Annotated in this window: 10 protein-coding genes and 1 pseudogene; 8 read left to right on the top strand and 3 right to left on the bottom strand. The window is 56.5% G+C overall.

The features are described from left to right. Window positions 1-353 precede the first annotated feature (353 nt). The 4 genes and pseudogenes from mrdA to AUC60_RS28580 all read left to right on the top strand — a co-directional run bounded on the left by mrdA (window position 354) and on the right by AUC60_RS28580 (window position 6755). Window positions 354-2243, top strand: a complete 1890-nt coding sequence (mrdA, locus tag AUC60_RS17595; RefSeq protein ID WP_087270229.1) for a penicillin-binding protein 2 — start codon at window positions 354-356, stop codon at window positions 2241-2243. Window positions 2244-2705: 462 nt separating this feature from the next. Continuing rightward, entirely contained in the window at window positions 2706-4424 is a 1719-nt protein-coding gene (gene poxB / locus AUC60_RS17600) for a ubiquinone-dependent pyruvate dehydrogenase (protein ID WP_087270437.1), read from the top strand. A gap of 441 nt (window positions 4425-4865) precedes the next feature. Beyond that, a pseudogene (locus AUC60_RS28575) lies at window positions 4866-5897 on the top strand (HAMP domain-containing protein); the annotation flags it as partial. Window positions 5898-5990: 93 nt separating this feature from the next. Next, window positions 5991-6755 (top strand): methyl-accepting chemotaxis protein, encoded by a 765-nt coding sequence (locus tag AUC60_RS28580; RefSeq protein WP_405624205.1) that lies wholly within the window; start codon window positions 5991-5993, stop codon window positions 6753-6755. A 91-nt stretch (window positions 6756-6846) separates the two neighbouring features. Here AUC60_RS28580 and AUC60_RS17610 read toward each other — a convergent pair whose 3' ends face one another. From AUC60_RS17610 to AUC60_RS17620, 3 genes are all read right to left on the bottom strand, one after another. Then, entirely contained in the window at window positions 6847-7248 is a 402-nt protein-coding gene (locus tag AUC60_RS17610) for a DUF4124 domain-containing protein (protein WP_087270231.1), read from the bottom strand. An 83-nt stretch (window positions 7249-7331) separates the two neighbouring features. Then, entirely contained in the window at window positions 7332-7682 is a 351-nt protein-coding gene (locus AUC60_RS17615) for a BrnA antitoxin family protein (RefSeq protein ID WP_087270235.1), read from the bottom strand. Between the two features lie 4 nt (window positions 7683-7686). Then, entirely contained in the window at window positions 7687-7962 is a 276-nt protein-coding gene (locus tag AUC60_RS17620) for a BrnT family toxin (protein WP_087270238.1), read from the bottom strand. A 251-nt stretch (window positions 7963-8213) separates the two neighbouring features. On the opposite strand from AUC60_RS17620, the gene phnC reads away from it, so the two are divergent. The 4 genes from phnC (at window position 8214) to phnF (ending at window position 11991) form a co-directional block, all read left to right on the top strand. Beyond that, window positions 8214-9047 carry a phosphonate ABC transporter ATP-binding protein gene (phnC, locus tag AUC60_RS17625; protein ID WP_087270241.1) on the top strand — a complete coding sequence of 278 codons (834 nt, stop codon included), beginning with the start codon at window positions 8214-8216 and terminating at the stop codon, window positions 9045-9047. A gap of 67 nt (window positions 9048-9114) precedes the next feature. Continuing rightward, window positions 9115-10119: a phosphonate ABC transporter substrate-binding protein gene (phnD, locus tag AUC60_RS17630; RefSeq protein ID WP_087270243.1), complete on the top strand. Its 1005-nt coding sequence runs from the start codon at window positions 9115-9117 to the stop codon at window positions 10117-10119. Window positions 10120-10353: 234 nt separating this feature from the next. Beyond that, window positions 10354-11148, top strand: coding sequence for a phosphonate ABC transporter, permease protein PhnE (phnE, locus tag AUC60_RS17635; RefSeq protein WP_087270246.1), 795 nt, complete (start codon window positions 10354-10356; stop codon window positions 11146-11148). A gap of 135 nt (window positions 11149-11283) precedes the next feature. Then, complete coding sequence (phnF, locus tag AUC60_RS17640; protein WP_087270248.1) at window positions 11284-11991, top strand: phosphonate metabolism transcriptional regulator PhnF; 708 nt, start codon at window positions 11284-11286, stop codon at window positions 11989-11991. Window positions 11992-11998: the final 7 nt, after the last annotated feature.

An 11998-nucleotide genomic window follows, 5' to 3' on the forward strand; every position in this document is an offset into this window, starting at 1 on the left:
GACAAATGAAAGCTCACGTGAGGGTGTGACATTAGGTCTCTGGCAACGCCGCATGGACGTAGCGCATGCTGAGCAGGCAACAGCCAGTTTCCGAGATCATCTTTTCCGCACGTCCGCCATGATAGATATGTTGCCAAACGTTGCGCCGCACTCATTTCACAATGGACTGTTACGCTCAAAGTAATAATCCCCTGCTTGTTGCCTACCGTTCACGCTGATCAGGCGAGACAAATCCTCACTGAACAGGCACTTCTTGGTATCGTGCGCACCCTGTCGCGTGCGGAAACATCTCCTCACATATTTTTGCTGTGCGACCAGCATCTGTATTAGCCATCTACCGAGAAGCTGTAGAAATGCCCGATCCAATTCCTTTGAAGGATCACGAGAAAGATGCACGGTTGGTCAACAAGCGATTGATTGCCTGCGCATTGCTCGTGGCTATCCTGAGCGCGTGCCTTGTTGCGCGGATGTATTTCCTGCAAGTCACCGAGTTCGCCTATCACTCGACTATTTCTGAAAATAACCGTGTGCACGTGCTGCCAATCGCACCTGAGCGCGGCCTGATTTACGACCGTAATGGTGTGGTGCTGGCGGATAACCGGCCCAGTTACAACATGACGCTGACTCGCGAGAGGGCGGGGGATTGGCACAAGGTCATCGACGAAGTCATGGTGTTGCTCAAGCTGCCCGAGGAGGAGCGCATCCTCTTCGATAAAGACCTAAAGCAAGTGCGCCACCCGTTTGAACCCGTGACATTGTTGTACGAGCTGACCGAAGAGCAGATCGCAGTGCTGGCAGTGAATCAGTACCTGTTACCGGGCATCGACGTCGAGCCGCAATTCGTCCGGCATTACCCGTTGGGCGCGCACTTTGCCCACTCCATTGGTTACGTAGGACGGATCAACGAGAAGGAAGCCAAGCAGCTGGACTCCGTTGAGTATCGCGGCACTCAATCCATCGGCAAGACCGGTATCGAGCGTTTCTACGAGTCGGAGTTGCATGGCAAGGTCGGTTACGAAGAAGTCGAGACCAACGCCCAGGGGCGTGTGCTGCGGGTGCTCAAACACACCGACCCGACACCCGGCAAGAACATCACCCTGAGCCTGGATATCCATTTGCAGGAAGCTGCCGAAGCTGCACTGGGTGATCGACGTGGTTCTGTGGTGGCGCTCGACCCTGCGACCGGTCAGGTGCTGGCGATGGTCAGCAAACCGAGCTTCGATCCCAACCTGTTTGTGACCGGGATCAGCTTCAAGGAGTACGCAGCGCTGCGTGATTCCATCGACCGTCCATTGTTCAACCGGGTTCTGCGTGGTCTTTATGCGCCGGGCTCGACCATCAAACCCGAAGTGGCAATTGCCGGTCTCGACAGCGGTGTCGTGAACGCCTCGACCAAAGTCTTCGATCCGGGTTATTTCCAGCTGCCGGATTTTGATCACAAATACCGCAACTGGAACCACAGCGGCGATGGCTGGGTGGATATGGACGCAGCGATCATGCGGTCCAACGACACGTACTTTTACACGTTGGCACACAAGCTGGGCATCGACCGCATGTACGACTACATGAGCATGTTCGGACTGGGCCAGAAGGTCTCGCTGGACATGTTCGAAGAGTCGGCGGGGTTGATGCCGTCGCGTCAGTGGAAGCGTGCAACGCGTCGGCAGGCATGGTTTCCGGGGGAAACCGTGATTCTGGGTATCGGCCAGGGCTACATGCAGGTCACGCCGTTGCAATTGGCTCAAGCCACTTCATTGATCGCCAACAAGGGTGTGTGGGTGCGACCGCATCTGGCCATGGAGGTCGGCGGCAGCGCTCCGGTGGACGAGCATCCGATGCCGAACATCGTGCTGCATGATCCCAACGAGTGGAATCAGGTCAACATCGGCATGCAGATGGTCATGCACGATCCGCGCGGCATCGCCCGTGCGGCGGCGCAGGGCGCGCAGTACCGTATCGCGGGTAAGAGCGGCACGGCACAGGTGGTCGCGATCAAGCAGGGTGAGCGTTACGACCGTGCCAAAACCCTCGAACGCCACCGTGATAACGCCTTGTTCGTCGGCTTTGCCCCGGCCGATCATCCCAAGATCGTAGTGGCGGTCATGATCGAGAACGGCGAGGCGGGCGGCCGTGTCGCAGGTCCCGTCGTCAGGGAAATTCTTGATGCGTGGCTGCTGGACAAAGACGGCAAGCTCAAACCGCAATATGCGGCACCCGCCAAACCGGTTGAGCCGCACGTCTAGGTATTGCGGTTTTATGTGGGAGCCGAGCTTGCTCGCGATAAGGCTGGACGCTATCTATCGGATCACTTTGTTGCTTTCATCGCGAGCGAGCTCAGCTCCCACATAGACCGTGCAATTGCGTACGCCCCGCCGGTCCTAAGGTCGAAGGCAAACGAGCAAGCTTGCAGGCAAACATAAAATCTCCCGCAGGTGGGTGATTGGCTGTTGAGGCGAGTGGGCGGCAATTCGATTGGCCCGCGAAAGCGGTCGGGCTAAACCTGGTGAACCACATGTATAGGTTTCAGGCTGGTGTTTTCAGGCAATGATGATTGTGTCGGAGCGAAGGCTTTACATGGAATCTGCGTTTCACTGATCGACCTGTGTCAGATCAAAGGCTGAACTGTGAGCCACACAGTCGGTCGATCATTGATGCGTGCCAAGCCACTGGCTACGTTTTCCACCTGTCTCGACAAGGAAACCAGCATGTCCAAAACCATTGCCGATCACCTCGCTCAAACCCTCGCCAGTGCTGGCGTCGATCGTATCTGGGGGGTGAGCGGCGACAGCCTCAATGGCCTGACCGATAGCCTGGAAAGAATCGACTCGATCCGGTGGATGCACACTCGCCACGAGGAAGTTGCAGCCTTCGCCGCCGGTGCTGAAGCGGCAAGCACTGGGAAACTTGCGGTCTGCGCGGGTAGCTGCGGGCCGGGTAACCTGCACTTGATCAATGGCCTTTACGACTGCCATCGCAATCAGGTCCCGGTATTGGCGATTGCCGCGCATATTCCTTCTTCTGAAGTAGGCCTGGGCTATTTTCAGGAAACCCATCCTCAAGAGCTGTTCAAGGAGTGCAGTCACTTCGTCGAACTGGTCAGCACGCCTGAACAGTTTCCTCGAGTGCTTGAACGTGCCATGCGCGCAGCGATTGGTCAGCGTGGCGTTGCCGTCATCGTGTTACCGGGGGACGTCGCACTGAGCGATGCCCCGGACGCACTGGCCAAGTGGGTCGCTACTGCGCCACCGACGGTCACCCCAAGCGAGCCAGACATTCAGCAACTGGCCGATATCCTCAATGAATCCAAGGCAATCACATTGCTCTGCGGCGCGGGTTGCGCCGGCGCCCACGACGAAATGGTGGCATTGGCCGATCGCCTCGGAGCGCCGGTGGTGCATGCCTTGCGCGGCAAGCAGTACGTCGAATACGACAATCCGTTCGATGTCGGGATGACCGGGTTGATCGGCTTTAGCTCTGGTTATCACGCGATGCTGTCCTGCGACACACTGGTGATACTGGGCAGTAATTTTCCGTATCGGAACTTCTACCCGACGGACGCTAAAATCGTCCAGATCGATATCGACCCCACTGCTCTGGGTCGACGCACGCCGATTGCGTTGGGGCTGACTGGTGGCGTGAAGGAAACGCTCGCAGCGCTGCTGCCCAAACTGGATCGCCATGAGGATCGCCGCTTCCTCGACAAAGCGCTCAAGCATTACGCCAAGGCGCGCGAAGGGCTGGACGACCTGGCCACACCATCGTCGCCCGGCAACCCGATCCATCCGCAGTATTTGACCCGTCTGATTGATGAGCAAGCTGATGACGACGCTATCTTCAGCGTTGATGTCGGCACGCCAACCCTGTGGGCAGCGCGCTATCTGCACATGAACGGTAAGCGCAGCCTGCTGGGGTCGTTCAACCACGGCTCTATGGCCAACGCCATGCCTCAAGCGTTGGGGGCGAAAGCTGCGCATCCGGATCGCCAGGTGATTTCCCTGTGCGGCGATGGCGGGCTATCGATGCTGATGGGGGATTTGCTCAGCGTGCGCCAGCTGGACCTGCCGATCAAAATGGTGGTCTTCAACAACAGTTCGCTGGGTTTCGTGGACATGGAGATGAAAGCCAGCGGCTACGTGCCCCACGGCACTGATCTGTATGAGACCAACTTCGCCGGTATCGCCTTGGGTGCAGGCATTCTGGGTATTCGGGTGGAAAGCGCCGAAGAGTTGCCCGCAGCATTGCGCAAGGCATTCGATCACCCCGGACCGGTTTTGGTAGATGTCGTCACCGCCAAACAGGAGCTGGGTATCCCGCCAAAAATCAAACTGGCCCAGGCCAAAGGCTTCAGCCTGTACATGATGCGCGCGGTATTAAGCGGGCGTGGGGATGAGGTGTTTGAATTGGTGAAGACTAACTTGAGGTAATCCTGCCTTGCGGCAGCTGTCGTGCATCAAGCCCGGATTGTAGGAGCGCACGAGCACTGCGAGGCCGCGATAGCGGAATATCAGAAAAACCGCTATCGCTGGCCTCGTAACCTCGGTGAGGCTCCTGCAGATTGTGTTCAATCTGGAAGACTGCGTCACCTACCAGAGGTTACGTAGGCGCCGACTTCATGTTGTCGATCCACTAATATCTGTCACCTTCGGCAGAGTGTGTGAAATCTTTAGGCCTTAAAATCCATTATATGTAACCATTCATCGCGCACTAACTTGTCATACGTCCGACTATTTGGATCCAATAAATATATTTCTCCCGGCCACTATCCTTTTACACAAAGAGCCAGTACAAACGCCGCAATGTGTTCGCTGTTTCAGTGAACAGCTGTGCGCCGTAGTAACTCTTTTGTAATGGAAGTATCCGTAATGATGAAAAGTCTGGGTTTCAGCAGAAAGATTCTGCTCGCCGCCGCGTTGGTGGTCGTTGTCGCATTTACCTGTTTTATTGTCGTTAACGATTATCGACAACGTCAGACTTTGAAATCCAATGTCTTTGCTGAACTTCAACAGCTCGGTGGCTTGACCACCCAGAACATTCAGACCTGGCTAGACAGCCGCACGCAGCTATTGCAATCCATGGCGCAGCGGGTCGCTGCGGACGGCAAAGCGATTCCTGATCTGCAACGCTCCATTGGCATTCCTGCTTACACCGATAACTTCCAGCTCAGTTATTTCGGCGGCACAGACGGGGTAATGTTTTCGGTGCCTGCGGGTAACCGTGCAGCGGATTATGATCCGCGTGCGCGTGGCTGGTACAAGGCCGCGCAAAATGCGCCTGGCACTGTTGTGACTGAACCGTACATTGCGGCTTCCTCGGGCAAGTTGGTCGTGACACTGGCAGCACCGGTCAAGTACCAGAACCAGTTCATTGGCGTTGCCGGTGCTGATATTTCCCTCGACAGTATTACCAAGACCATCAACTCGCTGAACTTCGGTGGTCATGGTTATGCATTCATTGTCAGCGGTGATGGCAAGATTCTGATTCACCCGGACAGCAAGCTGATTCTGAAAAACATCAGCGAAGCCTATCCCGCTGATACACCGAAAATCGCCGCAGGTGTGAGCGAAATCAACTCTGCCGGCAAAGCAGAAATCATGTCGCTGACCAAAGTAGAAGGTGTTTCCTCGGCTAATTGGTACGTTGCGCTGGTACTGGATCAGGATGCGGCCTACGCAATGCTCGGCGAATTCCGCACCTCGGCTATTACCGCCATGGTCATTTCTGTGGTGATCATCATTGTGTTGCTGGGCATGCTGATCAGCGTCCTGATGCAACCGCTGCATCAAATGGGACGCGCCATGCGTGACATCGCAGACGGTGACGGCGACCTGACCAAGCGTCTGGCCATCACCTCCCAGGATGAGTTCGGTGAGTTGGCGCAGTCGTTCAACCGTTTTGTCGAGCGTATTCACGGCTCTATTCGCGAGGTGGCCTCAACGGCCGGTCAGTTGGGCGATGTGGCGATGCGTGTGGTGAAAGCCTCCAACTCGTCCATGACCAATTCCGACCAGCAGGCCAACCGCACCGAAAGTGTCGCTGCGGCTATCAACGAGTTGGGTGCTGCGGCACAGGAGATTGCCCAGAACGCTGCACGCACTTCTCAGCAGTCTGCCGATGCCAGCCAGTTGGCCAGTGATGGTCAGCAAGTCGTGCAGCAGACGATCAACGCGATGAACGAGCTGTCGACGAAGATCAGCGAATCCTGCGCCAATATCGAGAACCTCAACGGCAAGACCGTCAACATCGGTCAGATTCTGGAAGTGATCACCAGCATTTCCCAGCAAACCAACCTGCTGGCCCTTAATGCGGCGATTGAAGCTGCACGTGCAGGCGAGGCCGGGCGTGGTTTCGCGGTAGTGGCTGATGAGGTTCGCAACCTGGCGCACCGCACTCAGGATTCGGCGCAGCAAGTGCAGAAGATGATCGAGGAACTGCAGGTCGGCGCACGTGAGGCAGTGGTCACCATGACCGAAAGCCAGCGTCAGAGCGAAAGCAGTGTGACTGTCGCCAATCAGGCGGGGGAGCGGTTGAGCAGCGTGACTCGCCGTATCGATGAAATCAACGACATGAACCAGTCGGTAGCGGCTGCGACTGAAGAGCAAACAGCAGTCGTGGAATCTATCAATGTCGACATTACGCAGATCAACACGCTTAACCAGGAGGGCGTCGATAACCTGAAGCTGACGCTGGATGCTTGTTCGTATCTGGAAGAGCAGGCTGCGCGTTTGCAGCATCTGGTGGGCACTTTCAGAATTTGATCTGATTGTTGATTACCGCTAATACCGCAGGACCGGCTAAAGTCGGCCCTGCAGGTCGACGTTCAGGTGCAGGGCGTAGGCTGAAGGTAGGTTACTTGCCTGTCTTGACCGACTGCCCACCTGAAGGGTCAAAGCACTGGCTGTCATACCGAGGACTCTCGCACAGCGATTTCGCGGTCGGTGGAGGCGGGCGGGTTTTTTGGTATTGCTTGTAACTTTCCGTCTCATAGACCGTGAACTTCGCACGCCCGCTGACTTTCAGAACTTCAGTGGCTTTCAGGTTGATCTTGTGCGCGTGATCAACCGGCTCACCCTGGCGCAACATCTTGGGTGGGCCTGGTCTTTGTAAAGAGGTTTGGGCGTTGCTTTCGTCGCAAGGAACTGACGCGAAGCTGACGGAGCCCTGAGGCGATATGCATTTGAATATTTCGCTGCGAGCGGTGCCGCTTGCAAGCAGGGCGGTGATGGCTATCACCAGTGAAGGCCATTTCATGAACTGTCTCCGTGGATGGCGCAAAGCTACCACTGGCGCCGTGCAAGCCCCAGATATTTTTGCGCTGTCACCACGGCAGGGTTTCAAACTTGAGGGTTTTTTCGGCTGTCACTAAGGAACACTTGCAGCGATTTGGCCATGCTGTTCAGTTGTGCTTCCAAGGCTTCAATCTGTTTTCGATCAAAGGTGTTGAGTGGCAGATCGGCACTGAAGCGCGCTTGTGGTTCTGAAATGGTCAGAGGCTGGGTCGAGAAGCCCAATGCCTCCCTCAATAAGCCATTGATCAAGGTCTGATAGCCGATACCCTGACTATCTGCACGCTCCCTCGCAGCTTGAAGCACGATATCGTCCAGCATGATGGTAATTCGGCTTTTGCCTTTGCTTGCTGCGACTGCTCCGCGTTTTGCATTGGAGAAATCATATTGGTCTTTCATTGGATTATTGACCTCTGTATTGATTGATCTCCTGAGGCTCAGCCTTCCTGACAGAGATCAACCTGATGAAATTAGGGTCGCGGTAGGTATAAACCGCAACCAGTATCTGCCCGCTGCCATCGTCTCCAACTGTTACCCAGCGCTGCTCATCATGATCGTTGTCTTCAAGGGTGAGCGCGCTTGGGTCGTATAAGGCAGCTTCTGCATCGGCCAGCCGAACCTTGTGTTTGGCAAGGTTCTGTCTGGCTTTGGCGGTGTCGAACTGAATTCTGAACTTCATTATGCATATCTTATATGTATATTGAAAGGGTGGGTTTACCTGCGCGACGATCAGGCCAACGAAGGCTAGTCGTGCTGGCGGGGCTGAACCGAGCGGTATTGTTTCCGGCTGTTGACGCTCGTTCTGGAAGCGTTTTGCAACACCTCAACCTTTCACAAAACGGTTACCTAACCGTCACTTGCAGTTCACCCCACTGAAACACCCCAGGCCTACTGTCAGTTGCAACTCACAACAACCAGACAGAGAAGCCCATGAACCCAGCCATCCATGTCGAGCGTCTGAACAAGACTTTTGCGCGCAAACCCGCGCTGGTTGATTTGGCATTGTCTATACAACCAGGCGAAATGGTCGCGCTGATCGGTGCTTCGGGTTCTGGCAAATCCACGTTGCTGCGTCATCTTGCCGGGCTGGCGTGCTGTGATCGTGGCAATGGCGGGAGCGTGCAGGTGCTGGGGCGGGAAGTGCAGGCGGCGGGCCGCCTAAACGGCAAAGTGCGCAAGCTGCGTTCCGATATCGGCTACATCTTTCAGCAGTTCAACCTGGTCAACCGTCTCAGCGTGCTCGACAACGTACTGCTCGGTTGTCTGGGGCGCATGCCAGGCTGGCGCGGCAATCTCGGCCTGTTCAACGCCGAGGAAAAGCAACGCGCTTTGCAGTCACTGGATCGCGTCGGTCTTGTCGATCTGGCCGCCCAGCGTGCCTCGACCTTGTCGGGTGGTCAGCAGCAGCGGGTCGCCATTGCACGGGCGCTGACTCAGCGTGCTGAAGTGATCCTCGCTGATGAACCTATCGCATCGCTGGACCCTGAGTCCGCCCGCAAGGTCATGGAAATCCTCGCCGACATCAACCGCACCGACGGTAAAACAGTGGTCGTCACCTTGCATCAGGTGGATTACGCGGTGCGTTATTGCCCCCGCGCGGTGGCGCTCAAAGGCGGACGGATTCATTTCGATGGCGATGCACAGAATCTCAGCAGCCAGTTCCTCAACGACCTGTACGGCGCAGACGTGGACACCAGCCTGATGATTGCAGAGGAGGGCCGACGCATCGTAGCCCCACCTCGTCTGGTGCTGGCTCGTAATTGAGCAGCCACCCATTTTTTAAAAAAAACCGAACACAACAACAGCCAAATCCAAACTGAGGAGTGCTTCCATGTTGAACCGTATCGGTCGCGTCGTTGCGTCTGCCGCGTTGCTGGGCAGTTGCCTGCTGGGCACTGCCCATGCCGACGAGAAAGTTATCAACTTCGGCATCATGTCTACCGAGTCTTCGCAGAACCTGAAAAGCATCTGGCAGCCATTTCTGGATGACATGGGTAAGAAAACCGGGCTGAAGATTAACGCTACGTTCGCCTCGGACTACGCGGGTCTCATCCAGGGTATGCGCTTCAACAAGGTCGATGTGGCCTGGCTGGGCAACAAGGCAGCGATGGAGGCGGTGGACCGCTCCAACGGCGAAATCTTTGCTCAGACGTCGGCCGCAAATGGTGCGCCGGGCTACTGGAGCGTGATCATTGCCCGCAAGGACAGCCCGATCAATACCGTCGAGGACATGCTCAAGAATGCCAAGACCCTGACCTTCGGTAACGGTGATCCAAACTCCACCTCCGGTTATCTGGTGCCGGGCTACTACGTTTTCGCCAAGAACAACGTCGATGCCGCTACTGCCTTCAAGCGCACTTTGAACTCCAGTCACGAAGTGAACGCGCTCAGCGTTGCCAAGGGCCAGCTGGATGTGGCGACTTTCAACACCGAAAGCTGGGATCGCCTCGAGGTCACTCAGCCGGACATGGCTGCCAAGCTCAAAGTGATCTGGAAGTCGCCGCTGATTCCGTCCGATCCGATGGTCTGGAGCAAGGCTCTGTCGGATGAAAACAAAAACAAGATTCGTGAATTCTTTGCCGATTACGGCAACACCGACGAAGAGAAAGCCGTCCTCAAAGGCATGCAACTGGGCAAGTTCCTCAAGTCCAGTGATGACCAATTGCTGCCGATCCGTCAGTTGGATCTGTTCAAGCAGCGCACTGAAACCCTCGCCAGCACCAGCCTGAATGCCGACGAGAAAGCCAAGCGCCTAAAGGACATTGATGCGGGCCTGAGCAAGTTGCAGGAACGCCTGACCGAGCTTGAAAAGAAAAATACCGCCAGCGCGGGTTGATTGATCCAGGGCGCGCCTTTTCAAGGGGTGCCCAGCTCTCAAAAAAAGAACTATCCGAATTGGAATGTTTTTTCTGTAGGAGCTCACGAGCACCGCGAGGCAGCGATAGCAATCTGCCTGATACACCGCCATCGCGGCCTCGCGTTGCTCGTGCGCTCCTACAGGAATCGCGTTTGCTGTGCGACAGCGCGGCGTCCAGACCACGGGCAAACTCCTGCTGAACGAGATCCGATTATGACGAGCATGACCCATGTGGCTTATACCCAGGCCGCTGGTAAACGCAGTTGGCCGCAATATCTGGGCTGGGGCCTGTTCCTGGCCATGCTGGCCTGGGCCTGGAAGGGCGCCGAAATGAATCCGCTGGCGCTGTACCGAGACTCGGGAAACATGGCGACTTTCGCCGCCGATTTCTTTCCGCCTGATTTCCACGAGTGGCGTTCTTACCTCAAGGAAATGATCGTCACCGTACAAATTGCGTTATGGGGCACGGTGCTGGCGATTGTCTGCTCGGTGCCGCTGGGCATCCTCTGCGCCGAAAACATTACCCCTTGGTGGATTCACCAACCGCTGCGCCGGGTCATGGACTCGTTTCGCTCCATCAACGAGATGGTCTTCGCCATGCTGTTTGTGGTGGCGGTCGGCCTCGGTCCGTTCGCTGGCGTTCTGGCGTTGTGGATCAGCACCACCGGCGTACTGGCCAAGTTGTTCGCCGAAGCCGTGGAAGCGATTGATCCGGGCCCCGTTGAAGGCGTACGCGCCACCGGTGCCAGCGCCTTGCAGGAAGTTATCTACGGGGTCATCCCGCAGGTCATGCCGCTGTGGATTTCTTACGCGCTGTATCGCTTCGAATCCAACGTACGTTCGGCAACCGTAGTAGGGATGGTCGGTGCGGGCGGGATCGGTGTGATCCTCTGGGAAAACATCCGTGCATTCCAGTTCACCCAGACCTGCGCCGTGTTGCTGGTGATCATCGTCGTGGTCAGCGCTATCGACATCGTGTCCCAGCGTTTGCGCAAGCAGTTTATTTAATCGCATGGCACACCTTCGTCCCATAGGAACTGCCGCAGGTTGCGAAGCTCGGTGTTTCAAAAAAGCCGTTTCGCAGTCTTCGGCAGCTCCTGCAGAAGGAATTCATACGTTGCTTGAGAAAGGTGTTTTTTAGTCATGGACATGTCTAGACAACAAGCCGAACCGCTGTATCTCGAACTCGCCAACATTCTGCGTGCCGAGCTCGGCAGCTACACCGCAGGTGATTACTTGCCCGCTGAAGTTCAGCTCGCTGCACGTTTCGACGTCAACCGTCACACGATCCGCCGGGCCATCGATGAGTTGGTGCGCGAGGGTAGTGTGTTGCGGCGTCAGGGCAAGGGCACGCAGGTTTTGCAGCGCCCGCTGATCTACCCAATGCGGGCTGACAGCGCTTACAGCCAGTCATTGTCAGCCCAGGGGATTGGTGTCGACGCCACTCTGCTGCAACGTCAGGAATGCCCGGCCAGCGTCGAGGACGCCGAACATTTGCAACTTGATGAATACGCCCCGCTGATCGAACTGCACACCCTGCGCAAACTCGACGGCCATCCCGTAAGCCTGATTCGCCATCGTTTCTGCGCCACTCGCAAAGAGTTGTTGGCCAGTTACAGACGCGGCTCGCTGCGCCAGTTCCTGGCCGACCGCGACTTGCCGCTGACCCGAACCTTGAGCCTGGTTGGGGCGCGTCTGCCCAGTCGCGAAGAGGCGGATCTGTTGATGATGCCGCGTCACTTGCCAGTGCTCACCGTCCTCACCGTTTCCCGCGACAGCAGCGGTCGGCCGGTGGAGCTATCGCGCTCCACCAGTCGCTCTGACCGCTTCCAGTATCAATTCATCGTCTGATGGAGAT

The organism is Pseudomonas caspiana (genome assembly GCF_002158995.1).
Lineage (GTDB): Bacteria > Pseudomonadota > Gammaproteobacteria > Pseudomonadales > Pseudomonadaceae > Aquipseudomonas > Aquipseudomonas caspiana.